Below are 25269 nucleotides of genomic sequence, written 5' to 3'. Positions count from 1 at the left end.
TCGCCTTATCGTTTCAGTTTCGGGTCGAGCGCATCGCGCAAGCCGTCACCCATCAAGTTGAACGCCAGCACCGAGATCAGAATCGCCAGACCGGGGAAAGCCACTACCCACCATGCGCTCTGGATGAATTCCATGGCGCTGGCCAGCATCGATCCCCATTCCGGCGTCGGCGGCTGCGCGCCCATGCCGAGGAAGCCGAGTGCGGCCGCATCCAGGATGGCGGAAGAGAAGCCGAGCGTGGCTTGCACGATCAGCGGCGCCAGGCAGTTCGGCAGCACGCAATTGAACATGATGCGCAAGGTGCCGGCGCCGGCGATGCGCGAGGCGCTGACATAGTCGCGCGACATCTCGCCGATCACCGCTGCCCGCGTCTGCCGCGCATAGTGCGGCAGCATCACCACCGCGATCGCATACATGGCGTTCATCAGGCCCGGGCCGAGGATCGCCACCACGGCGATCGCCAGCAACAGGCTAGGCAAGGCCAGCATGATATCCATCAGGCGCATGACAGCGATTTCAACCATGCCGCGGAAATAACCCGCCAGCAGGCCAAGCAGCACGCCGGTGGTGAGCGACAGCGAGATCGACACCAGCCCAATCAATAAAGACAGGCGGACGCCATGGATCAGGCGCGACAGCATGTCGCGGCCGACCGGGTCGGTGCCGAGCAGGAACTGGCTACTGCCGCCCGTCTGCCATACCGGCGGCACCAGGGTCGACTGGCGGAACTGTTCGATCGGCGAATGCGGCGCGATGATATCTGCGAACAGCGCCATCAGGACCATGGCGACGATGACCACCAGGCCGATGACGGCGCCGCGGTTCTGGCTGAAGTAGCCCCAGAATTCGCGCAGCGGATGCGGCGGCGCGCTGGCGGCCGCCTTGGGCAGGGAAATGGCTTGCGGCGCTGGCGCCTGCGTTGTATCGGTATGGTTCATGAGCGGTGGCGAATGCGTGGATTGATTACGCCGTACAGCAGGTCGACGGCCAGGTTGACGAGGATGATGGTGATCGCCGACAGCAGGATGCCGCCCTGCACTACCGGATAATCGCGGCGCTGGATCGCCGCCACCAGCCACTTGCCGATGCCCGGCCAGGAAAAGATGGTTTCAGTCAGGATCGCGCCGGCCAGCAAGGTGCCGACCTGCAGGCCGACCACAGTCACTACCGGAATCAGCGCATTGCGCAAGGCATGCACGCCGACCACACGCCATGGCGACAGGCCTTTGGCGCGCGCGGTGCGCACATAATCCTCGCGCAAGACTTCCAGCATGGCGGAGCGCGTCATGCGCGCAATCACGGCCAGCGGGATGGTGCCGAGCGCAATCGTCGGCAGGATCAAGTGCGATAGCGCCGACTTGAAGGCGCCGCTATCGTCCGACAGCAGGCTGTCGATCAGCATGAAGCCGGTGACTGGCGGCACGTCGAACAGGATATCGATGCGGCCGGAAACCGGAGTCCAGCCCAGCGTCACGGAGAACAGCAGGATCAGCAGCAGGGCCCACCAGAACACCGGCATCGAATAACCGGTGAGAGAGGCGCCCATCACCGAATAGTCCAGCACGGTGTTGCGCTTGAGCGCCGCCAGCATGCCAGCCGGCAGGCCGATGATCAGCGCAAACAGGATCGCGCAAAAGGACAGTTCCAGCGTCGCCGGGAACAGGGTCTTGAATTCGCTCAGCACCGAGGTATGGGTCATGATCGACATGCCGAGGTCGCCCTTGAACAGATTCCCCAGGTAATTGAAATACTGCATGTAGATCGGCTGGTCCAGCCCCAGGTCGTGCGCCATTTGCGCATAGCGGGCCGGGTCCATGCCGCGTTCGCCGGTCATGGCTTCGACGGCGTTGCCGGGGATCAGATGTATCAATAAAAACACCAGCAGCGTGATGCCGAGAAAGGTCGGAATGACCAGGCCGACACGGCGCAGGAGGAATCCAAACATGGGAATACCTATCGTGATAAAAAAATGCGAGTGCTACAAAGACGGGGCAGAGCAGCTAGCGCGTTATTGCCGCGCTGGCCGGCCCTGCCCCGTTGCGACCTTACTTGCCGGCCAGGTCAACCTTTTCGAAATGATGGTGCGCGAACACCGCCATCTTGAAGTTCAGCACTTCCTTGCGGATCGGCGTGAAGCGCACCGAATGGGCCAGGTCGATCCATGGCGCTTCTTCGTGCAGGATCACCTGCGCCTGCTCATACAGCTTGGCGCGTTCGTCCTGTTTCGGCGTCAGCTTGGCTTTCTGGATCAATGCTTCGTAATCCTTGTTGCACCAGCGCGCGGTATTGCCGCCGCCCTTGACGCCTTCGCAGCCCAGCAACGGCGCGAAGAAATTGTCAGGATCGCCGTTGTCGCCGGACCAGCCGAACATCATCGAGTGCTGGTCGCCCTGCTTGCTGCGTTTCAGGTACTCGGTCCATTCATAGGTAGTCAGCTTGGTCTTGACGCCGATCTTGGCCCAGTCGGCCTGGATCAGTTCGGCCATGCGCTTGCCGTCCGGATTGTAGGGACGGGTCACCGGCAGGTACCACATCTCGACCTCGACGCCGTTCGGATAGCCAGCCTTGGCCAGCAATTCCTTGGCCTTGACTGGATCGTAGGTGTAATCCTTGATCTTGTCGTTATAACCCCACAGCGTCGGCGGGATCGGATTCTTGGCCGGGACGCCGGCGCCCTGGTAGACAGTCTTGAGGATAGTCTGCTTGTCGACCGCCATATTGAGCGCCTGGCGCACCAGCTTGTTGTCGAACGGTTTTTTCTCGACATTGAAGGAGATGTAGCCGATGTTCAAGCCCGGCTTGGTCATCATGGTGATGGCCGGTTCGGCTTTCATCAATTCGATGTCAGCCGGTTTCGGGTACGCCATCACCTGGCACTCGTTGGCTTTGAGCTTGGCGTAGCGCACCGAGGCGTCCGGCGTGATCGCGTAGATCAGGCTGTCCAGTTTCGGACGGCCGCCCCAGAAAGCGTCGAAAGCCTTGTAGCGGATCACCGCATCTTTTTGATAGGAAACGAACTGGAAAGGACCGGTGCCGACCGGCTCGCGGTCGATCACTTCCGGCGTGCCGGCCTTCTTCATGTTGTCGGCATACTCGGCCGACAGGATGGACGCAAAATCCATGCCCAGGTCGGCGATGAACGGCGCTTCCGGATGTTTCAGCTTGAACACCACGGTGCTGTCGTCGACTTTTTCAACCTTGTCGACGATCTTGTCCATGCCCATGTCCAGGTAGTAGCCGAAGCTCTGGCCGGCGGCCAGCTTGTGGTAAGGATGGTTGGCGTCGCCCATGCGGTTGAACGAGAACAGCACGTCGTCGGCGTTGAAATCGCGGGTCGGCTTGAACTTGGCGCTGCTGTGGAACTTGACGCCCTTGCGCAGTTTGAAGGTGTAGGTCAGGCCGTCGTCGGAGACGGTCCAGGATTCCGCCAGGCCGGGAATCGGCTTGGTGGTGCCCAGTTCGAATTCGACCAGGCGGTTGTACATCGGCACCGACGACGCATCGAAGGTGGTGCCGGTAGTGTACAGCTGCGGATTAAAGCCTTCCGGGCTGCCTTCCGAGCAGAACACCAGGGTCTTGGCGGCAGTCGCATAACCGGCGCTGGCGCACATGACGGCGAGCAGCGCGGCCTTGGCAATCAATTTTCTTTTCATCATAGGTCTCTTTCTTTCGTTAGGTTATGGTGAAACTGATTCATTTAACAACAATTCATATCGAGTGCACAAGCTTGAATCTGTATTACATTCAGATGCCGTTTTTATATTGCAAACACACATGGCCCGCTCAGGCCGCCATCAAGGCTTCGATCTCGGCGCAGGTCTTGGGAATCGCCGGCCCCAGCACGCGTGCGCCGGAGCTGGTCACCAGCACGTCGTCTTCGATGCGGATGCCGCCGAAGTCCAGGTATTCGGCGAACTTCTCGTAATTGATCAGGTTACTGTGGCGCGCCTCGTCCCGCCAGCGCTGAATCAGCACCGGGATGAAATAAATGCCCGGCTCGACCGTCACCACCATGCCGGCCTGCAAAGGCTTGGCCAGACGCAGGTTGCGCAGGCCGAACAACTCACTGCGGCTGACGCTGGCGTCATAGCCGACCCGGGTTTCGCCCAGGCCTTCCATATCGTGCACGTCCAGTCCCATCTGATGTCCCAGGCCGTGCGGGAAGCAGATCGCGTAGGCACCCGATTCAACCACCTGCTCCGCCGTGCCGCAGAAGAAGCCGAGCTCGGACATCGCCGCCACCATATGGCGCGCGGCCTGCTTGTGTACTTCAAGATAAGAAACACCTGGCCGCATCATGTCGATGGCGAGCTGCTGCGCCGCCAGCACGATCTGGTACAGGCTGCGCTGGCGTTCGCTGAAGCGGCCGCCGACCGGGAAGGTGCGGGTAATGTCGCTGGCATAGCCGAGCACGCTGGAAGCACCGGCGTCGTTGACCACCAGGTCGCCGCTGCGCAAGCGGTTGTGATGATCGCGGTTGTGCAGGATCTCGCCGCTGCGGGAAAAAATCATCGGATAGGCGGCTTGCAGGTCGTGGCCGCGCATGATGCCTTCCATCGCCGCCACCACCTGATACTCAAAGGTATCGGCCTTGGCCAACTGCATGGCGGCGAGGTGCATGTCGCGCGTGACGCTGAGGGCGTTCTCGATTTCCTGGATTTCGGCGTCGCTCTTGATTTCACGCAGCGCAATCACCGCCGTCATCAAGCTCTCGGAAGCGCCGGCCTGGCATTGCGCCGGCGTGCAGTCCAGCAGCCTGGCCAGTTCAAGTATGGTTTCGCCGCGATACGGCGGCAGGTAGTGAATCGTGCGGCCCTGGCTGCGCGCCTGCGCCAGCGTTGCCGCCAGCTCGCCGGCCTGCTGCACGCGCTCGATGCCTGCGCTGCGGGCGCGCTGCGCTAGCGTGTCTTGCGGACCAACCCAGATGACCTCGTTCAGGCCGGCGTCGTCGCCGAACAGGATGTCGGCATCGGCATCGATGTCGATCAGGCCGGCCAGCTCGGGCTGGTCGAGGCCGAAAAAATAGGAAAACGAAGAATCCTGACGAAACCAGTAATGATTGTGCGGATAGTTCATGGAGACATCGGCATTCCCCGGGAACAGCAGCAAGCCGGAGGAAAACTGCTGCTTCAGCCGGCGCCGCCGCTGCGCGTAGACCGTCGGCTCAAACATGAGCACCCCGCAGGTTGCCGTGGCAATCGCGGCCGGCTATTGCTTGCATCCATTCCCGATACATCGTCTGCTCCATTACCACTCCATCACAACTGCAATTCCTGCATATAAGTATTACGTAGCCGCAGGCGCTGGACGCCTGCGGCTACACCCGTCTTGCAAGTGCAAAAACCATGCCATAAACCGGCCAGAATCGCCTTACAAGTAAAGCCTCAAAAGAATTCGGTGCCGCGCAGCAGATGTTTCTGTACCGCGGGTTCAGGCTGCTGCGGCCCGTCGAACAGGGATACGGTGCCGACCCAGATCACTTCGGCCACCTGGTTTTCATGCGGCAGCGATTCGATGCTGTGAGGGATGTTGGCGTCGAAGTGCAGGCTGTCGCCGACATTCAGCACGTAGTTGTCTTTGCCTACCGTGTAGCCGACCCGGCCGCTGAGCACATAGATCATTTCATCGCCTTCGTGCGAGACCATTTCTGACTTGTAGCCGGCCGGCATGGTGAATTTCACGGAATGCACCTGGCTGCCGGGGAACACAGTCGACAGCCGCTCGTACTTGACGCGGCCGCTGGCCACCGAGTACGGCTGGCGCTGGCCGCGATAGGTGTCGGGCTGCAGTTGCGCGGGTTGCTGGATCAGATCGCCGATCGACACGCCCAGCGCCTTGGCGATCACCACCAGCGAGGTGATCGAGGGACTGGTGAGATTGCGCTCCAGCTGTGAAATAAAGCCGGCGGTCAAGCCGGTTTCGGTGGCGAGTTCCACCAGCGTCTTGTTGATGGCATGACGCCGCGTGCGGATAGAGATCCCCAGCTCTGGTATTTCCATTCAATTGTCTCCGGCCTGTACCTGATGTTTATCACATTCAAATCGGAAAGCACGATCTGCGCCGTGCTAATCCGACAGTAACTTTTTAATATTTATAATATTTAATATGGCAACTACGATAACGTTTACAGCTGTTGTATCCTCGGTCAGGCGTCGGAAATTATAGTCAGACTAAAACTGGAGTCAAGGATCTTTTTTAGATTACCTTAGAACTGCGGAGAAATGATAGTTTGAGGGGATGAGCGCGGCCGGCAATACGCATATTGCGTAGCCCCATAACGGGGCGCGCGGATGCCATTGAGCAGTCTGGTGGATGATAATTGGCCGGCAGCGCTCCAGCCTGCCTGGCAAACCCGGCGCTATCGCCTCACGGCGGCAGCGCCCAGGCTTATTCCGGCGACAGTTTCTCGTTCACCAGGCTGAGCCAGTGCAAGGTCGAGTCGTCGCCCGCGGACTGCGCCGCTTCGGTCGTGGCGTGCTTGACGGCCGCATCGTAAGCCTCGCGGCTGACACGCCTGGAAGCGCGCTGCCTGATGCGCAGGCTCCATTCATCGCCATAGTCGACGATGTTGTCGAACGCTGCCCGCAGCTTGGGGTCGTCCGTGATGTTTTCGGCGAGGCGGCGCCAGAGATTGCCCTGGTTCCAGCGCATGAAGCGCATGTAGGCGGTGTTCCATTTGCCAAACCGCAGCGGCAGATCGCGCCACAGGCGGCGGCTGCCTGAAATCCACAAGACGGCATCGATGAACAGGCGATTGTCGCGGCCCCTGGCGCCGGCATCGCCCTCTTTTCCGCGCAGCATGGGCTCCAGCTTCTCCCATTGCTCGTCTTTCAACTTCACATACGATGCAGTAGCAGTATTTTGTTTTTTCCCCGAGAAAACCGTGTTCTCGGCATGGCCCTGATTGATTCCGTAGATGCTCGACATGGCTGCTCACTTCTTTTCGGTCACGATATTAGGACTTCTAACTCCCCTACCTTGCTTGCCCCGCAAGGACGCAAAAAAGGGCCATTCCGGCTCAAAATAATTTGTAACAGCCGCACCGGGTGCTGCAGCGGGCAATCACGCGCGCTGCTTCAGCAATGCCGCATTCTGGCTTTGGATATTTTTCTGACAACGGAAACAAACCCAGCGCCGGACTTTATTGCGCATGACGAAATCGCCCTCGCCGGCCGCTACCTGACCTTGATGATGCGAGCAAAAACGCCGGCCGGTCGCCTCGGCAGCGGCCTGGGTCAGCAACGAAAGCCGGTCTGATCTATCCACATAGGCAGTCACGCTCGACTCCTTTCTTTCAATTCAAAAAATATAGCACCCGGCTCGCGCCTGGCCATTCGCTTGCAAGTGGCATCGGTGCCGATGTTGTCGACGCTGATATCCGCTTTCACTAGGGATGCCCATCCAGAAAGGAAAAAGGGCCATGTTCCGGCCCGATTATTTGTAACTGTCTGCGACAGAAAATGCCGCCATGACGCCAGCATCGATCAACGATCGATCGCACCCCGGGCAAAAAACATTTATCCGGTTTGGCCTCTTTTATATTTTCGCGGGGCAACCTAAATAAGGACTGTTGATAAAACCGCTATGAAAGGTTTTGCAATCGACGACCGAGTGCTCGCTTCTAAACTATAAATCAGGAGTTTTGCATATGGGCGGTTACAGAGAATGGCCAGATTCGGGGCTGTATGTCTTGCTTGCCGGCGTCATGCCGGCAGCCGAAATGAATGCTTCTTTTCATATTCGGGGACAGAGATGAGCGACACAAATCAAGCGCAAGGCAAGCTGGCGATGATGAGCTTGGCCGCGCTGCTGCTTGCGGGCTGCGGCGACGGCAACAGTTCGGCGCCGGCCGCCAGCTCAGAGAATGCGCAAAATCAAAGCATGGCAGCGGCGAAAAATCCGCCTGCGGCAGCCACCGTATCCGGCAGGATCACCTACGATTTCGTGCCGGCGGTGGCCAGCAAGGACGGTCAGGGCCAATGGCTGGCCAAACTCGACTACGCTAAGACCGTGCAAAAGCCGGCGCGCAATGTCGTGGTCGAACTGATCAACGATAAAAGCAGCAAGGTATTGCTGTCGACCGAAACCGACGCACATGGCAGCTACAGTTTCCAGGCCCCGCTCGACACCGCAGTCCACGTGCGCGCCAAGGCGCAGATGCTGCATACTGCCGGCAAGGTCGCCGGGCCGAGCTGGAATTTCGCGGTGCGCGACAACTCATCGGACGGCTACGGCGTCACGGTCGACGGCGCCGCCTTGTTTGCAATGGATGGCGCCAGCTTCAACAGCGGCAGGAAAGCCAGCATCCACGACCTCAATGCGGCCTCCGGCTGGGATGCGGCGACAGGAAGCTATGCCAATCCGCGCAGCGCCGGGCCGTTCGCCATTCTCGACACGGTCTACAGCGCCAGCCACAAGGTGCTGGAAGCCGACAAGAACCTGAGCTTCCCGCCCCTGAATATATTCTGGAGTCCGGGCAGCGATGACGGCACCTTCTTCAACGGCGCCGGCGACAAGACCATACACGGACTGCATATCCTCGGCCATGAAGATGTCGACACCGACGAGTATGATGCCGGCGTCATCGCGCACGAGTGGGGGCACTATTTCCAGGCCAGCTTTTCGCGCGACGACAGCACCGGCGGCCCGCACAGCAGCGCCAACCTGCTCGACATGCGGCTGGCGTTCAGCGAAGGCTGGGGCAATGCGTTTTCCAGCATGGCGCGCAACGATCCGATGTATGTAGACACCCAGGGCGAGCAACAGGGCAAGGTCGGCGTGGTGTTCAAGGTCGACCAGATCCCGGACGATGCCGCCAAAGCCTGGTTCGGCGAAGTCGCGGTGCAGTCCGTGCTGTATCGCCTGCATCAGTCGCCCGATATCGGCTTCCTGCCGATCTACCAGGCCATGGCGGCGCAAAAGAAATCGCCCGCCTTCACCAGCTTGTTTTCCTTCGCCACCGCGCTGCGCGGCAATGTCAATGCCGCCGGCCAGGCCACGCTCGACAATCTGCTGGCGGAAATCAACACCGTCAACAGGGATCAGCTCGACATGTTCGGCCTCAGGCAAGCCGATCTGCCGCCGGCGGTGATCGCTGCCAACAAGGGATTTGTGCTGCCGGTGTATACCGCGCTGGAAGCCGGCGTAAAATCAAAGGCCGGTACGGTCGGCAAGGATGCGACGGTATGCACCACCAGCGCCTACGGCAAGAACAACAAGCTGGGCGTTTATCGCTACCTGCGCTTCAGCCTGCCGCAGAAAGGCAAGCACACGGTGCGCATCAGCGCCGACGGCGGGCTGTATCCTTCCTTCCAGCTGTACAGCAAAGGCCAGCCGATCGCGGGCAATATGGTGAAAGATCCGAATCTCGGCGGCGCCTACGATGTCGATTATGACCTGCCGGCGCAGGACGATTATGTCGCCACCATCAACGCCAGCGCCAATAGCGGCTGCTTCAAGATCCTGCTTGCACAGGTCAAAACCGGAGAAATGCAATGACTGTCCTCATGAAAAATAGCCTGCTGGCGCTAGCCGTGCTGACTGCGCTGGCTTGCGGCATGCAGCATGGCATCGCCAAACCCCTGCCGGAGATCGCGCAAAAAGCGACGGACGCCCGCCATGGCGAAAAAGTCAGCGCCGCAGTCACCGTCGAACTGGCGTCCGGCAGCACAACCAGCAAGAACGCCACCCTGCCAATCCTGCTGCAATTTACTACCGACCAGCCGAATACCCCGCTGCACGTGGAATACCGCAGCAATGCCGGCTTGTCCGTGGTCACGCTGGGCAGCGCCAACCTGGTCAGCAACCAGGATGGGGTGGTCACCGATACGCCCAACGTCCGTGCCGCGGCCGACGGCGTGTATGAGCTGAATGTGTTCGTCACGCTGGGCGACCGCACCAAGGCGGTGTCGCTACCGGTCACTGTCGGCAACGCCAGGGCGGTCCGCAAGATGGCAGGCAAGGCGCTGCGCACGCCGCAGGGTGAGAACCTGACGGTAATGCCGGCGCAGGAAAAGGTGCGCTAGGCGCTGCTGCCGGTGCGGGGAGCTGGTAAGTTTTTATCGGTTCCCTGTTGCCGCCAGGCGCTGCGCTTGCCCAAGTCAGAAATTATAACGGCCGGTTAACACGAACACCCTGCCCGGCTCAAAGCCGATGCCTTCCTGCAGATTGGCGAAGCTGCCGTACAGGCGGCGGTTGAGCAGATTGCGAGCGCCGAGGGTGAGCGACCAGCGCTTGGTGGCGTAACGCAGGTTGCCATCGAGCGAAACCTGGCCACCGATATGCTCGCCGCTGTTGCTGGGATAACCGGTGCGGGCAGTCACTCCAATTCCGTAGCCCCAGCCGCGCCAGGCTGGCGTCTGCAGGTCGTAGCTGCTCCAGAAGCTGGCCTGGTGGCGCGCAATCAGCGAAGGTTCGACCACGAAACCGGCCGGCTGTGCGTAGCGGAAGTCGGTGTAGCTATAAGACGCGATGAGATTCCAGCCTGGCAGTGGACTGCCGGCCAGGTCGAACTCCATGCCGCGGCTGATGGTGGGCGGTAGCAGTCCAGTGTACAGGTTGCCGTCGGCATCGTAGGCAAAGCCGTAAAGCACATTCGCATGGGATGCCCGGAACACTGACGTCGTCAGTATCAGGCGTTCATCCAGCAGATTCAGCTTGACGCCCGCTTCCAGCGATTTACCGTCCGTCGGCGGCAGGTTGTACAGGCCAGGCGCGCCGCCGCCGTAGCGGATGCCCGACGGCTGCGCCTGCAGCACGAAACTTTTTTGCCGGTTGGCGTACAGCGTGACGTTATCGTTCAACTGGTAGGACAGCCCGATATTGTAGACCGGCTTGCTCTGCGGATGCAGCGACGTGACTTTCTCCGTTTGCGGGTCGGTGGCGTGCGACCAGGCGCGAGTATAGCCGAGATTTGCCAGGAAACGCCAGCGCCGCCAGCTCAGCTGGTCCTGCAAAAACCAGTTGTTATAGTTCAGCGTCACCGCCGGGCCGAACGGCGTCAGATTGGTTGCCGGCACTTCCGGCAGGCTGCTGCGGGACAGCGTCGCCATCATGGGTGGACCTATTTCCGCCATCGGCACCGCTCGCCAGCTATAGCTGAGCGCTACGCCTGCCAGCACCGTATGCTTGACCTGGCCGCTATGAAAAGTGCCGTGCACGCTGTTTTCCAGATTCCAGCCGTAGGCGCTCGATTCCAGCGCCTGCGTCTGGCAATCCCGCAATCCGGCATCGGCTGCGTCGCTTTGCACGCAGTTATATGAACGCGACGACAAGCGCGTCCGCATATAGTTGCCCTTGCTCTGCCAGCCCCAGTTGCCGCCCATCTTCTGCTGTACGTCATAGCTGGCGCCGACGCTGGTGCTCAGCAAGCCATCGTCCACCACGCCGATCGGGCCGAGGCCGCCGTTGGCCTGCTGGTTGCGCTGATAATTGATGCCGACCACGGCCACGGTGCCGTCGCGGCGATAGCCCAGCGACGGCGCGAAATAGACGTCGCGCGAACTGTCGTAGCGGTCGATCGCATCCGAGTCGTGGCTGCCGGACAGGATCACCCTGTGCGTCCAGGCCTGGTCATCCGACAGCGCGCCGGCCAGGTCGAGCGCATAGCGCTGGTGGCCCTGGGTTCCCATCTCCACCGTCAGTTCCCGCACCGGCTCGGCCTGCGGCCGCTTGGTGATGATGTTGACCAGCCCGCCCGGCTCCATGTCGCCGTTGGCGACGATCGAATCGGCGCCTTTGATGACTTCTATCCTGTCGATCGCCGCCAGCGGCGTATGCAGCGGCGAACTGGCATTGTCGATGCGGGATGGGCCTTGCTCCAGGCCGTTGATGCGGGTCGGCGCCAGGAATCCGCGGATATACACCGTGGTATCGACGCCGAGGTTATAGATATTGACGCCGCTGACGTCGTGCAAGGCATCCAGCACCGATTGCGACTGCTGGCTGGCCAGCGCCTCTTGCGTCACCACCTGCACCGATTGCGGAATCTGGGAAAGCGGCATGCTGGTGCGGGTGGCGCTACTGCTGCTGACGGCGGCAAAACCCTGTACGGCCGCGCCATCGGGCGGTGGAAAGACAATCATCTCCATCAGCAGCGCATCGTCCCTGGCGGCGCCTGCCGCCATCGGCACATCGGCCGTCTGCAACGGCCGCTGCGCCGATGGCGCCGCCTGGCGCCGCAACGCATAACCGCCCTCGGCCTTGGCGACCGCTTCCAGCCCGGTGCCGCTCAGCAGATGAATGAGTGCGTCGGCCACGGCATGAGTTCCATTCAGGCCGGGACTGAGCTTATCCAGCACCAGCGCCGGATCATAGGCAAGCGAAACGCCGGCCCGCGCGGCAAAGACCGCCAGTACCTGGTTCAACTTGCCTGCGCTTATTGCATAATTTTTTGCCTGCTGCGCGGCTTGGGCGCATGCCAGCTGAGGGGCGCCAAAGCCTGCCGACGCCAGGCACCAGCAGGCCATATGTAGGCGCATGACCACAGAAAGCGGCCGCGATGTATCAAAAATCCGTCGCCGAGAATTTTGTAGAACCATACGAATTGCTTTCTCGGTTAGCTATCAGAAGCGCCTGCCCGGCAAACCCCATCGCATAAAATCGCATGAAAAAGGAGGCTGCTCTGTCAGGTCAAACCACACCACATCAAATTTCAAATCCGCCGCATTGGAATATATTGGAAGATACGCCCTGCCAGCTAGTGTAGTGTTTCGCATGTAATGGCGCTTAAGAAATGGTGGATTTTCGTGCCAGGCTAGGCGGATGGCCGCCCCGCGCAAACCGGAGCGATAGTGGGCTATCGCGAGGATTTGCAACGACGCATGGCGCGAAAAGACGCCGTTTATTAAGTGTCATTATGTGCGAAACACTACACTAGGCTTTAGTCACAGTCACCCAATAGCGGCTTATTTTCTCTACGCGCACCGGCAGTACCTTGCTGAGCAAATACAGCACCTGGTCCGTGTCGTTCAGCTGGAATGCTCCCGACACCAGCTGATCGGCTACCGCCGGATCGCACACAAGACGGCCATGACGATAGCGCGCCAGCTCGTCGATGAAATCGGCAAGGCGCATTTTCTCGGCAACCAGCACGCCTTGCGACCACAGCGCCAGCGTACCATCGGCCTTCTGCACCGGCTCTACGCCTTTGGCAGTAAATGCGCATTGCTGGCCAGCCTTCAGCAGCAGCGCCTTACCCTCCGATTTTTGCGGAACAACTTCGACGGCGCCCTCGAACACCGCCACATGACTGCGCATGCCTTCTTGCCGGACATCGAAACGGGTACCCAGCGCACGCAGCATGCCGTGCCGGGTCTGCACCAGGAACGGCCGCGCCGGGACACGCTGGTCGCGTCCGCTGCTGACCAGCATCTCGCCGGTGTACAGCCGCACCAGCCGCTTGGCGGCATCGAATTTGACGTCGACCGAACTGGCCGTGTTCAGCACCAGCCGGGAGCCGTCGGACAACGCAACATCGCGCTGTTCGCCGGTGCCGGTCTGATACTCGGCAGTCCACTCCTCCCACGGCATCCTGGTCGCCAGCCACGCTACCGGGGCCGCTGTCAGCAGCAGCGACAAGGCTTTCAACGCCGTGCGCCGCTGCTGGTACGACACCGGGCGATCGAGCACCGGCATGCCAAGCTCGGCCGGGATGTCGCTGAATGCACTATTGATTTTTTGCGCGCACAGCCAGGCGCGCTGATGCTCGGGGCTGCGCGAACGCCAGCGCTGCCAGGCTTGCTGGTCGGCTTCGGTCGCTTCGCCGCCGTGCAAGGTCATCAGCCAGGTTGCGGCTTCGCGGATGATCGCGGGATTGATTTGCGTGTCGTTCATGGCAGGGAAAACATCAGGCATTGTTCAAAGCCCAGCACCATGTGGCGCTTGACGGTGCGCACTGAAATGTCGAGGCGCTCGGCAATCTCGGCATAGGTCAGGCCTTCCAGCTGCGACAGCAGGAAAGTGCTGCGCGCCTTGGCCGGCAGCCGGTCCAGCATGGCGTCGATTTCAAACAAGGTTTCAAGCAGCATTGCACGATATTCCTGCGACGGCGCCAGCGCCTCAGGCACTAAGGCCAGCGTTTCCAGATAGGTGCGCTCGAGGGCATCGCGCCTATGGGCATTGGCGACCAGGCCCTTGGCGATGACGGTCAGGTAGGCGCGCGGCTCCTCGATCACCTCGATCGCCGACTTCAGCAGCACGCGCACGAACGTATCCTGGGCAATATCCGCGGCGTGGTCGATATTGCCTAGACGCCGACGCAACCATCCTAGCAACCAGTTATGGTGCTCGATATATAAGGACTGTATCGATGTAGCCTCAAGCTTGGGCATAAGCGGCTCTCCTATGTGGCTCTTTTGCAGCATTTTTCGGCATATGACTGACAGCTTCCCTCATGGGATATGCGCTCTGCCAACCGCTGGCAGGGCTAAGCTTAAAATCAGGGATGCCGGCAATTGCGTAAAAACAGCTTGGCTTTTTTCAGTACTGACGCTCCTGCGACGCCTCCTTGCAAAACCAACACATTGCAAAAAAAACGCGTACTGAATTTTAGCTCTACTTAATTCAAGACCAAAATGTAGGGCTAATTTACGCTGGCCGTCAATAAGACAAAAGGGACATAACAATATAATTCTCGCTAAACATTTAATTATTTGAACATTTGCTTGGCTTGCTGTTAACAAGTCCGCAAACGGCGAAGACGATTGTTACCCTGCAGCGCACTCGCCATTTGACATTCAGACAGACAGGGTTGTCTATGGGACGGCGCGATGAACACAACAGAGTAATGAAAGAAGCCGCTTCACTTCACGAATAGAAGCAATATCGAGGCCAAGCGCGGCTGATTTCTGTTGGATTCCCTTATCGCAAAAAACATATATATATAGAACAAAAAAATCTATAGAAAGATAAATGGCCGCTTCTTTGTCTCAAACGCAGCTGGCGGCAGGCGCGATGCCATAAGGACATCAAAAAAAGATGGTGCGGCATGCGAAACGCAGGGTGATTACGTGAAGGTATCGTGATTGACAATGAAATTATGTAGGGTGGACACATCGTGCCCATCCTACGGCAATAGCAAGCATGCCCCGATTTGGTGCGCAAAGCATGTCACTGAGAGGAAGCAAAGTCCAAGTCTGTGCCTCGGCTAGAAGCACAGGCTTGGGCGCGTCGCGACGGACGGAATGAACGACGTCGCCTGTCGCAAGGCCACTATCGGCCAGGACCATGCGCGGTTCAGGATCGGGAAAAACTTTCCAGCAAGCCGCTATACGGCTTTTTCAAGGGATAGGCAAGATCGCCGCGCTTGCCGGTCTTCAGGCCCAGCTGCACCAGGCTTTCCGCCAGCTTCACCGCCACCGCCACGCCGTCGATCACGGCGATGCCCAGTTCTTCTTCGATGGCCTGACAGAGATCGGTCATGCCGGCGCAGCCGAGCACAATGCTGTCGACCCGGTCCTGCTGCATCGCTTGCCGGCACTCTTCCAGGATGATGCGGTAGGCAGCCGACCCGGGTTGCTCCAGCTCCAGCACATTCAGCTTGCAGGCGCGCACCCGGCGGCAGAAGCGCTGCATGCCATAGCGCTCGGCCAGATGCCAGGCGATGCCGCAAGTGCGTTCGAGGGTAGTGACCACACTGAAGTTGGCGCCGATCAGGCTGGCGGCATGCATCGCCGCTTCCGCGATGCCGATCACCGGGCCGCGTGCGGCCTCGCGCGCGGCGTACAGGCCGGGGTCGCCGAAACAGGCGATCACATAGGCATCGACGGCAGCCGCTTCGCCCAGCCTGATTTCCTCCAGGATGCCCGGTACGCTGAGCGCCTCATCGTAATGGCTCTCGATGGAGGCCGGCCCCATGCCAGGGCTGACCGCCACGATCTCGGTGCCGCCGGCCGCAACCTGGCGCGCGCACTGACCGATTTTCCTGGTCATGCTCCAGGTGGTGTTCGGGTTGATGATTTTTATTTTCAAAATAGAATGCCGGAAAAGACGCCGCCGCAGCGGCATGGCCGGCCTGGCGCTGCCAAGCCGGTTGCAGCGACTAATTGGCTACCGCGGCGGCCGGCAGCGCCTGCCTGACGCTGATGGTCCAGTAGATCAGCAAGCCGCAGCCCATGCCGATGAACCAGGTGAAATTGGCCAGGCTGCCGAAAGCCGGCACCAGCACGCACAGGATCGGAATGATGGCGGACGGGATCAGCGCCATGATGGCTTTCGGGTTGTAGCCGTTGCTGTACCAGTAGGCGCCCTTTTCATCCATGCTGTACAGGTCGTCGACGATCACCTGCTGTTTCTTGACCAGATAAAAATCAGCGATCAGGATGCAGAACAAAGGACCGATGAAAGAACCGAGGATATCCAGCGTGTAATGGATCACGTGCGGATTGTTGAACAGGTTCCACGGCGTGATGAAAATCGAGGCCACCGCAGCAATCATGCCGCCCATGCGCCAGCTGATCTGCTTCGGCGCCACATTGGAAAAATCGAAAGCCGGCGAAACGAAGTTGGCGACGATGTTGATGCCGACCGTGGCGATCATGAAGGTCAGCCCGCCCAGCACCACCGCGAAGGTGTTGTCGATATGGCCGACCATTGCCACCGGATCGGTGATCAGCTTGCCGTACAGCGGCAGAGTGGCGGCGATGCAGATCACCGTCAGCAGTGAAAAGCCGAGGAAATTCACCGGCAGCCCCCAGAAATTGCCGCGCTTGACCGACTTGTAGTCCTTGCCATAGCGCGAGAAATCGCCGAAATTGAGCATCGGCCCGGAGAAGTAGGACACCACCAGCGCGATCGCATTGATCATGATCGGCAGCGCCGCCGCGCCACTGTACTTGATGCCGCCCAGGTTGAGGTCGATATTACTCCATCCGGCCTTGCTGATCAGCCACGCCGCCAGCAGCAGCATCACCACGTAGACTGCGGGGCCGGCCCAGTCGATGAACTTGCGGATCGCATCCATGCCGGTCCAGAACACGATGGCTTGCAGCACCCACATCACCATGAAACCGAGCCAACCGAGGTAAGACAAGCCGGCAAAGCCGTATAGCTTGAGGTCGGCGTACTGCGCCATCTGCGGAAAGAACTTGAGCACGATCAGCAGGAAAGCGCCGGAAGCCAGGTAGGTCTGGATGCCGTACCAGGCCACCGCGATCAGGCCGCGGATGATGGCCGGGATATTCGCTCCCAGCACGCCGAAGGTAGTGCGGCAGATCACCGGATAAGGAGCGCTGGTGATCTGGCTCGGCTTCGCCACCAGATTGGCGAAGCACTGCACGATGACGATCCCGACCAGCAGCGACACCAGCACCTGCCAGCTGCTCAGCCCCAGCGCAAAAAGGCTGCCGGCGGTGACATAGCCGCCGACGCTGTGCACGTCGGACATCCAGAACGCAAAAATATTGTAGCTGCCCCAGGTCTGCTTTTTCAGCGGCGCCAGGTCTTCATTGGTCAGCCTGTCGTGGTACGAAGGCTTGATGATTGCATTGTGCTGTTCCATCGTTGCTCCTGATCCGGTATGTGGGTGATTGGGGACTCAAATTCAAAACAGATGGCGGATGCCGAGCGCGAGCGCGGTCTGGCTTTGATTGGCGAAGCCGCCGCCGGCCGCCGTAGAGTCGGTGCCGACCAGCGTCTCCGAGGCGCCGCCGGCATTGCTCAGGTGCGCCAGGTTGGCGATCAGGCTGGTGCGCTTCGACAAGCTGTAGATGGCCAGCAGCCGCGCTACCTTGCTGCTGTTCGCCAGAGTGGTGTTCCTGCGGTAGATCACATCGGCCGAGCAGGTAAAGGCTGGTGTGAGTGCATAATCCAGGCCAGCTTCGACCGCATAGGCCTTCCTCGCTGTCAGCGATGGGATGGACTGAAACACGCCGGGACCGGAAATATCGCTGTGGGCATAGCCCAGCCGGGCGGTCAGCACGCCCAGGCCGTAGCTGGCGCCGAGCGTGGCCAGCTTGTAGACGCTGTCGCCGGTGGCCACGCCAGCACTCTGCTCATGGTCGTAAGCCGCGGCCAGCAGCAAAGGCCCTTGCTGGTAGCAGGCCGCCAGGTTGTAGACCTGGCCGCTGCGCACGCTGCCGGCGGCCTCGCCCAAGCCCAGCATGGCGCCGCCCTGGAACCCGGCCAGCGATGGCGATACATATTTGACGGTGTTGTTATAGATTTCACTGACCGCATCGAATTCGGAAAACTTGAAAATCGCGCCCGAGTTGTAGCCACCCTTGAAGACGCTGCCGACCAGCCAGTCGTCGTTGAAGTTCCATTGCTTGCCGAAGGTCAGCGCACCGGAACCGCTTTCCAGGCCGACCAGAGCGTTACGGGAAAACAGCTGGCCGCCGGCGGATTGCGCGCCGTTGCCAGGATTGAAGCCGGCCTGCAGATTGAAGACCGCGTTCAGGCCGCCGCCCAGATCTTCCTTGCCGCGGAAGCCGACGTTGGACACGCCGAGTATGCTGTCCGCCTCGCCCAGCTTGCCCTGGGCGCCATTGCCGGCATTTCTTGCGTAGGAAATCCCGGTATCGATCACGCCCGATACCGCCACGCTGGTTTGCGCCAGAATGCTGCCCGTCATGCCCAGCAATACGATTGCTGCTCCCAGTTTGCATAGTGGGTTCATCTTTATCCTTGTTGTCTGTGTAGTTCGCTACCCTTGTCCGGCAAGCGCTGCCGTCAACCGCGACAGCACACTTGCTTCCCCTTCGGCCATCGGCCTGGAAAGATGCACAATAAAAATACATATTGCGCACAATCCTGAATCTACACAAAGCCAGAACCGTGCCAAGCCAGGTCTCTGGCAGGCGCTTTAATCGTATGACATAGGGGAGATGACCAGGAAACGCAGACGTGGCCGAAACAAAACGATGGCTCCGGCAGGTTCACTGGCGCACAGATTACGTGCATGCGGAACCAGCTTTGTGCACAAAATTATTTTTAGTGCGCTCTGGATGCGCACTTGGCAAGGCGGAAAAAACATTGCCCGAGATTTTCAGCAGAGCGTGCACGTCACGAGCTTAGGATTTATACTGTGGCAATACTTTGAAGAATTTTTCTCGATCCATGTATAAATTGCGCACAATCCTGAATCACATCCTTTCCAGAACACAGCAAAACCCGCCGGCGGGGAATCTGCCATGAGCGCCGTTTCCAGGATCGCGCAAGACGACTTGAGCAACGACGAGATCGATGCACGCATCCATCAGTCCATCATAGACGCCATCCTGGATCATCAGCTGCCGCCGGGAACCCGACTGGTGGAAGCGCCGCTGTGCGAAGCCTTCGGCGTCACGCGCGGCACCTTGCGGCGGGTCTTCGTCAAGCTGGCGCACGAGCGGGTGATCGACCTGCAGCCGAATCGCGGCGCACTGATCGCCACCCATGACGTCAAGGAAGCGCGCGAGGTCTTCGAGGCACGCGGCATCCTCGAAAGCGGCTCGGTCAAAAGCCTGGCTGCCAAGCGCAAGGTCTTGCCGGAATTGCGGGCGCTGGTGAAACGCGAGCACGCCCTGCGCGAACAAGGCAACTGGGGCGCCTGGATCCGGCTGTCGGGAGAATTCCATATCAAGCTGAGCGAAGCCAACCAGAACCATATCGTCAGCGCTTACCTGCGCACCCTGATTGCGCGCACCTCGCTGCTGATCGGCCTGTATGAAACGCCGAAGCGCAACAGCTGCTCGGCGGACGAGCACGGCGCGATACTGGATGCGATTGAACAAGGGGATGGCGAGCGCGCGGCCAAGCTGATGGAGCATCACCTGGGCGAGTACGCCTCCGAACTGCTGACCGAGGCCACTCCGCCCAAGGAAGTGGATTTCGCCAAGCTGTTTGCGCCGGTACGGACACTGTGACGGCCCAGCCTGAATTACTGAGAATTTCATAAGACACGACCAAACCGTAACCCTGTTTTTCGTCGCGCTTAATACACGCAGCTAATTAGGGTCAGAGTCAAATTTCTGCGCGTTTTTTTGCAGAAAATTGACTCTGACCCTAATTAGCGGGCCACGGAGTGCATGCCTCGTCGTCAGAAAACAAAACCATGTAATGCGCCCTGTCTTTCTCCGAATCCGTCATGTGGGGTCAGAGTCGAGTTTCGCGATAAAGCGCCGCGAAAATCGACTCTGACCCCAGATGACTCCGTCTGCGTAGCGCCAGGTTTGTCAAATGCGATTCATGAATCTTGAAACTTCAATAGCGCCTATCTGCCGCCCCTGGCGTCGTCATCGAGACTCCTGAGGAACTGCATTTTCTCAGCAATCTTGGCTTCCACGCCACGCGGCACCGGCTGGTACCAGCGCGGATCTTCGATGCCGTCCGGAAGATAGGTTTCTCCTGCGGCGTAGGCATGCGGTTCATCGTGCGCATAGCGGTACTCGTGGCCGTAGCCGAGTTCCTTCATCAGCTTGGTCGGCGCATTGCGCAGATGCACCGGCACTTCGCGCGACTTGTCCTTGCGCACAAATGCCATGGCCTGGTTGAAAGCGTTGTAGCCGGCGTTGCTCTTAGCGGCGATCGCCAGGTAGATGACCGCCTGCCCCAGCGCCAGTTCGCCTTCCGGCGAACCCAGCCGCTCGAAGGTGGCGGCGGCGTCGGTGGCGATCTGCATCGCGCGCGGATCGGCCAGGCCGATATCTTCCCAGGCCATGCGAATGATCCGCCGCGACAGGTACTTGGGATCGGCGCCGCCGTCCAGCATGCGGCATAGCCAGTACAGCGCGCCGTCCGGGCTGGAGCCGCGCACCGATTTATGCAGGGCGGAAATCTGGTCGTAGAAATTATCGCCGCCCTTGTCGAAACGGCGCGCATTCAAGGTTAAGGCGTTTTCCAGGAACTCCGCCGTCACCTGCATCACGCCGGAGGCCTTGAGCGCACTGCCGCTCTGCTCCAGCAGATTGAGCAGGCGGCGGGCATCGCCGTCGGCATAGCCGATCAGGGTGTCCACGGCCGCATCGTCAAACTGCAGGTGCGACAGCACGCGCTGCTGCGCACGCCTCAGCAGCTGCTTCAGCTCGTCTTCGGTGAGCGCCTGCAGCACATACACTTGCGCCCGCGACAACAAAGCCGAGTTGACCTCGAATGAGGGATTCTCGGTAGTGGCGCCGATGAAGGTCACCAGCCCCGATTCTGCATACGGCAGCAGGGCATCCTGCTGCGACTTGTTGAAGCGGTGGATTTCATCGACGAACAGGATGGTGTGCTTGCCCTGGGCCAGGTACTGCTGCGCCTGCTCCATCGCCGCGCGGATATCCTTGACCCCGGAGAATACCGCCGAGAGAGGGATGAACTCGCAGTCGAAAGCATGCGCGGTCAGGCGCGCCAGCGTGGTCTTGCCGACGCCCGGCGGCCCCCACAGGATCATGGAATGCGGCCGCCCCGATTCGAACGCCAGCCGTAGCGGCTTGCCCGCCCCCAGCAGATGGCTTTGCCCGATCACTTCATCCAAAGTCTTGGGTCGGAGCGCTTCGGCCAGTGGCGGAGTGGGTGCTACTGTAAAGAGATCGGACATGAAGATGGTTCTGTGAAAAACTTGGTTTGAAAAATGAAACAGGATGATGCATAAACGCAATCCAGTCTAGCCAGGGGCACTTGCTCGCCGTTGCCGGCGCAAAAACCGCAACTGTGAGAGAATTCCGCTCGATTTCGATGCCAACGCCAGCCTCGCCATTGCACGCTAGCCCCAACCCGGACCCGTACTATCATGACTTTTGTTGTCACCGATTCCTGCATCCAGTGCAAGTACACCGATTGCGTCGAAGTCTGCCCCATGGACTGCTTCCGGCAGGGGCCGAACTTCCTGGTGATCGTGCCCGAGGACTGCATAGACTGCTCGATGTGCGTGCCGGAATGCCCGGTCGGCGCCATCTACAATGAAACCGACCTGCCGCCGGAGCAGCGCCACTTCATCGAGATCAACGCCCGCCTGGCCGCACTCTGGTTACCGATCACCCGTTCGCAATCACCCTTGCCTGACCACGAAGCCTGGCGCGAAGTCGCCAACAAGCTGGAGTTCCTGGAACAGGCGTAGGGTGGGCGCTCCGTGCCCACGCAGTGCCGCCGACATTCATGTCCCGGAATGTGTCTTGGACATTCGCGCTCCGGCTCTGCGCCCCGCCGCGTCCGCATGGGCACGGAGTGCCCACCCTACTGATTCAATACGTCCGCGCCCTTGGGCACGACAAACTTGAACTGCCCGGCCGACAAAGGCGGATTCTTGACGAAATTCTTGAAGGTCAGCAGCGACACCTGGCCAAACGAATCCCGCAGCTCCATCGCCAGCGGTATGCCGTCGCGCAAGCCGATGCCGATATGGTCGAAAGTCGTGTCCTTGGCTTTCGGCGTCGCTTCCAGCCACTCCATGCCATCCTTGGCCTGACCTTCTTTCAGGATGAAATTCTTTTCCAGGTCGTTGCTGCCGAATAGGATTGCCGCCGGCGACGAGCCGAGCGCGTTGCCCAGGCTCTTGGTGGTGACCTGGTTCAGGTCCTTGTCGTAGATGAACAGCTTGTCGCCATCGGCCTGCAGGATCTGCTCGTACGGCTTTTGATAGGTCCAGATGAACTTGCCCGGCCGCGCGAAAACGAAGATGCCGCTGGAGGTACTGGAAACCTTCGGCGTCTTGCTGCCGGCATCGATTTTCACCAACTGCTGGTAGAACTCGCCCTTGGCCGACTGCGTGCTGCTGACGAAGGACTTGAACTGTTCCAGCGCGCTGGCGCCGGCCAGCGAAGGCAGCAGCGCCATGCTCAGCGACAGGCCGATAATCAGACGTCCGGATTTGAATCTGGCGAACATATTGTTCCTGCGGACGCCGATCGGGCTGGCGGTAATTTTCTTTTGCATATTTGTTACTCCGTATTGCTGTTGCCATTACCCGCCGGCACCAGGATTTCTCGGTTGCCGTTGGATTGCATGGTTGAGACCAGGCCGCTGGTTTCCATCTGCTCCAGCAAGCGCGCCGCACGGTTGTAGCCGATGCGCAGATGGCGCTGTACCAGAGAAATCGAAGCCCGCCGGTTCTTGAGTACGACTGCCACCGCCTGGTCGTAAAGTTCGTCGCCTTCGCTACCGCCGGCGGCTGCGCCGCCGACAGCGCCGTCGCCGCCGTCTTCCAGCACGCCGCCTTCCAGTATGCCTTCGACGTAATTCGGCTCGCCTTGTTCCTTCAGGTAATCGACCACCCGGTGCACTTCCTCATCTGAGACAAAGGCGCCGTGGACGCGGATCGGCAAGCCGGTGCCGGGCGGCATGTACAGCATGTCGCCCATGCCCAGCAGCGCTTCCGCCCCCATCTGGTCAAGAATCGTGCGCGAGTCGATCTTGCTGCTGACCTGGAAAGCAATGCGGGTCGGCACGTTGGCCTTGATCAGGCCGGTGATCACGTCTACAGATGGGCGCTGTGTCGCCAGAATCAAGTGGATGCCAGCCGCGCGCGCTTTCTGGGCGATGCGGGCGATCAGTTCTTCCACCTTCTTGCCCACCACCATCATGAGGTCGGCCAGCTCGTCGATGATGACCACGATGGTCGGCAGCTTTTCCAGCGGTTCCGGCGCGTCCGGCGTCAGGCTGAACGGATTCGGGATTTTCTCTTCGCGCTTGTCGGCGTCGATGATCTTCTGGTTGTAGCCGGCCAGGTTGCGCACGCCCAGCTTCGACATCAGCTTGTAGCGCCGCTCCATCTCGTTCACTGCCCAGTTGAGCGCATGGCCGGCCTGGCGCATGTCGGTCACCACCGGCGCCAGCAGGTGCGGGATGCCTTCGTAGATCGACAGTTCCAGCATTTTCGGATCGATCAGGATCAGCCGCACCTGGTTCGGGTCGGATTTATACAACAAGGAAAGGATGGTGGCGTTGATCCCCACCGACTTGCCCGAACCGGTGGTGCCCGCCACCAGCAAGTGCGGCATCTTGGCCAGGTCGGCCACCACCGGATGACCGGCGATATCCTTGCCGAGTGCAATGGTGAGGCTGGAGACGCCATCGTTATACACCTTGGAGCCGAGAATCTCGGTCAGGCGCACAATCTGCCGTTTAGGGTTAGGCAATTCCAGGCCCATGTACATCTTGCCCGGAATGACTTCGACCACGCGGATCGAGGTCAGCGACAGCGAACGCGCCAGGTCGCGCGCCAGGCCGACGATCTGGCTGCCCTTGACGCCGGTCGCCGGCTCGATTTCATAACGCGTGATCACCGGCCCCGGATGCGCCGCCACCACCGTCACCTGGACGCCGAAATCGGAGAGTTTTTTCTCGATCAGGCGGCTGGTGAACTCCAGCGTTTCGACGCTGACGGTCTGCTGCGCCGGCGGCGCTTCATCCAGCAGCGACAAAGGCGGCAGGTTGGTGTCGGGCAGGTCTTCAAACAGGGCGCTCTGTTTTTCCTTCTGCACCCGCTCGGATTTCGGCACCGCGACGATCTGCGGCTCGATGCGGATCGGCGGCGCCACCACGATCTTGGCGCGCTCCTGCACCACCACCTCTTCGCGCTTGACGGCAGCGACCTGGCCGACCTTACGGTCCTGGCGCGCGATGTAGAAATTCTTCAGCCATAGCACACCGTTTTCGATGCCGGCGCCGATGCGCTCCGCCACCGTCAGCCAGGACATATGGAAAAACAGGCTGATGCCGAGCGCAAACAACAGCAGCAGAAACAAGGTGCCGCCGGTGAAGCCAAGCGCATTCTGCGCGCCGCTGCCGATCAGTTGGCCCAGCACGCCGCCCGGCGCGCGCGGCAGCTGCACATGCGCCGCCAGCCATTGCATGCGGGTATATTCGAGGCCCAGGCTGCCGACCAGGATCAGAACGAAGCCGGCGCCACGGATCAAACCTTCGTGGCGATGTTCGGGCTCGGCGTTTTTCTCCACCACGAAGCGCTGCGAAATACGCCGGTAGCCCTGCCACAGGGTGCGCAGCAGCAGCGCGCACCACCACCAGGCAGAGGCGCCGAAGACGAACAGCATCAGGTCGGACACCCAGGCGCCGACACGGCCGCCCCAGTTATGCATGCGCGGCACCAGAGCGCCATGCGACCAGCCGGGATCGGACTTGGAATAGGTGGCGAAAATGATGAGCAGATAGGCCGTGATGACCGCATAGATGATCCAGCGCGCTTCATACAACAGCCGCACCAGACGGCTTGGCAAAGGCGCCGCGTCCTGCGGTTTGGCGTTGCGGGTATAGGCTTGGCTTGTTCTAGTCATAAATCCGGTTGATGTTGCTTTAGTGTTGCTTCTTGAAAATGGTTTAAGACCTTACATCTCGCATAAGTTCCATGGATAAACC

At 60.1% G+C, this 25269-nt stretch carries 20 protein-coding genes; 5 read left to right on the top strand and 15 right to left on the bottom strand.

The window, feature by feature from the left end; genetic code table 11:
- Positions 1-5: 5 nt before the first annotated feature.
- The 6 genes from BCF11_RS20980 to BCF11_RS20955 form a co-directional block, all read right to left on the bottom strand.
- A complete protein-coding gene (locus tag BCF11_RS20980; RefSeq protein ID WP_233212571.1) occupies positions 6-938 on the bottom strand; it encodes an ABC transporter permease subunit in 933 nt (310 codons plus the stop codon).
- Positions 935-1945: an ABC transporter permease subunit gene (locus tag BCF11_RS20975; protein ID WP_061939440.1), complete on the bottom strand. Its 1011-nt coding sequence runs from the start codon at positions 1943-1945 to the stop codon at positions 935-937. The genes BCF11_RS20980 and BCF11_RS20975 overlap by 4 nt, the downstream gene beginning before the upstream one ends.
- A 100-nt stretch (positions 1946-2045) precedes the next feature.
- The gene (locus tag BCF11_RS20970; RefSeq protein ID WP_369827805.1) at positions 2046-3656 is read right to left on the bottom strand and encodes an ABC transporter substrate-binding protein; all 1611 of its coding nucleotides are present in this window, start codon (positions 3654-3656) and stop codon (positions 2046-2048) included.
- A gap of 127 nt (positions 3657-3783) precedes the next feature.
- A complete protein-coding gene (locus BCF11_RS20965; protein ID WP_098496461.1) occupies positions 3784-5172 on the bottom strand; it encodes an aminopeptidase P family protein in 1389 nt (462 codons plus the stop codon).
- A gap of 212 nt (positions 5173-5384) precedes the next feature.
- Positions 5385-5999 (bottom strand): helix-turn-helix domain-containing protein, encoded by a 615-nt coding sequence (locus tag BCF11_RS20960; RefSeq protein ID WP_098496460.1) that lies wholly within the window; start codon positions 5997-5999, stop codon positions 5385-5387.
- Positions 6000-6387: 388 nt separating this feature from the next.
- The gene (locus tag BCF11_RS20955) at positions 6388-6927 is read right to left on the bottom strand and encodes a transposase (protein WP_098496459.1); all 540 of its coding nucleotides are present in this window, start codon (positions 6925-6927) and stop codon (positions 6388-6390) included.
- A 171-nt stretch (positions 6928-7098) separates the two neighbouring features.
- On the opposite strand from BCF11_RS20955, the gene BCF11_RS28050 reads away from it, so the two are divergent.
- The 3 genes from BCF11_RS28050 (at position 7099) to BCF11_RS20940 (ending at position 10025) form a co-directional block, all read left to right on the top strand.
- A complete protein-coding gene (locus BCF11_RS28050; protein WP_158229245.1) occupies positions 7099-7257 on the top strand; it encodes a hypothetical protein in 159 nt (52 codons plus the stop codon).
- Positions 7258-7752: 495 nt separating this feature from the next.
- On the top strand, positions 7753-9498 hold the full coding sequence (locus BCF11_RS20945) for a hypothetical protein (RefSeq protein WP_098496457.1): 1746 nt from the start codon (positions 7753-7755) through the stop codon (positions 9496-9498).
- Entirely contained in the window at positions 9495-10025 is a 531-nt protein-coding gene (locus BCF11_RS20940; protein WP_143751394.1) for a hypothetical protein, read from the top strand. Before BCF11_RS20945 ends, BCF11_RS20940 begins: the two co-directional genes overlap by 4 nt.
- Before the next feature lie 75 nt (positions 10026-10100).
- Here BCF11_RS20940 and BCF11_RS20935 read toward each other — a convergent pair whose 3' ends face one another.
- The 6 genes from BCF11_RS20935 to BCF11_RS20910 form a co-directional block, all read right to left on the bottom strand.
- Positions 10101-12365 (bottom strand): TonB-dependent receptor, encoded by a 2265-nt coding sequence (locus BCF11_RS20935; RefSeq protein ID WP_158229244.1) that lies wholly within the window; start codon positions 12363-12365, stop codon positions 10101-10103.
- A 508-nt stretch (positions 12366-12873) separates the two neighbouring features.
- Positions 12874-13833 carry a FecR domain-containing protein gene (locus BCF11_RS20930; RefSeq protein WP_098496454.1) on the bottom strand — a complete coding sequence of 320 codons (960 nt, stop codon included), beginning with the start codon at positions 13831-13833 and terminating at the stop codon, positions 12874-12876.
- Positions 13830-14330 carry a sigma-70 family RNA polymerase sigma factor gene (locus BCF11_RS20925; protein WP_098496453.1) on the bottom strand — a complete coding sequence of 167 codons (501 nt, stop codon included), beginning with the start codon at positions 14328-14330 and terminating at the stop codon, positions 13830-13832. The genes BCF11_RS20930 and BCF11_RS20925 overlap by 4 nt, the downstream gene beginning before the upstream one ends.
- Positions 14331-15234: 904 nt before the next feature.
- On the bottom strand, positions 15235-15969 hold the full coding sequence (locus tag BCF11_RS20920; protein WP_098497620.1) for an aspartate/glutamate racemase family protein: 735 nt from the start codon (positions 15967-15969) through the stop codon (positions 15235-15237).
- A 70-nt stretch (positions 15970-16039) separates the two neighbouring features.
- Positions 16040-17497, bottom strand: a complete 1458-nt coding sequence (locus tag BCF11_RS20915; protein WP_098496452.1) for an NCS1 family nucleobase:cation symporter-1 — start codon at positions 17495-17497, stop codon at positions 16040-16042.
- A gap of 42 nt (positions 17498-17539) precedes the next feature.
- Positions 17540-18613: a porin gene (locus BCF11_RS20910; RefSeq protein WP_098496451.1), complete on the bottom strand. Its 1074-nt coding sequence runs from the start codon at positions 18611-18613 to the stop codon at positions 17540-17542.
- Between the two features lie 514 nt (positions 18614-19127).
- Here BCF11_RS20910 and BCF11_RS20905 point away from each other — a divergent pair.
- On the top strand, positions 19128-19841 hold the full coding sequence (locus BCF11_RS20905; RefSeq protein ID WP_098496450.1) for a GntR family transcriptional regulator: 714 nt from the start codon (positions 19128-19130) through the stop codon (positions 19839-19841).
- 347 nt (positions 19842-20188) lie between these two features.
- Here BCF11_RS20905 and BCF11_RS20900 read toward each other — a convergent pair whose 3' ends face one another.
- A complete protein-coding gene (locus BCF11_RS20900) occupies positions 20189-21496 on the bottom strand; it encodes a replication-associated recombination protein A (RefSeq protein WP_098496449.1) in 1308 nt (435 codons plus the stop codon).
- A 192-nt stretch (positions 21497-21688) separates the two neighbouring features.
- Here BCF11_RS20900 and fdxA point away from each other — a divergent pair, with 192 nt between their 5' ends.
- Positions 21689-22015, top strand: a complete 327-nt coding sequence (gene fdxA, locus BCF11_RS20895) for a ferredoxin FdxA (RefSeq protein ID WP_098496448.1) — start codon at positions 21689-21691, stop codon at positions 22013-22015.
- A 116-nt stretch (positions 22016-22131) separates the two neighbouring features.
- Here fdxA and lolA read toward each other — a convergent pair whose 3' ends face one another.
- Together lolA and BCF11_RS20885 are read right to left on the bottom strand one after the other, a co-directional pair.
- Positions 22132-22830, bottom strand: coding sequence for an outer membrane lipoprotein chaperone LolA (gene lolA, locus BCF11_RS20890; protein WP_098496447.1), 699 nt, complete (start codon positions 22828-22830; stop codon positions 22132-22134).
- Positions 22831-22835: 5 nt separating this feature from the next.
- Positions 22836-25187 carry a DNA translocase FtsK gene (locus BCF11_RS20885; RefSeq protein WP_098496446.1) on the bottom strand — a complete coding sequence of 784 codons (2352 nt, stop codon included), beginning with the start codon at positions 25185-25187 and terminating at the stop codon, positions 22836-22838.
- Positions 25188-25269 lie beyond the last annotated feature (82 nt).

The organism is Collimonas sp. PA-H2 (assembly GCF_002564105.1).
In the GTDB taxonomy this organism is placed as follows: domain Bacteria; phylum Pseudomonadota; class Gammaproteobacteria; order Burkholderiales; family Burkholderiaceae_D; genus Collimonas.
This window is presented reverse-complemented; position numbering and strand designations above follow the sequence as displayed.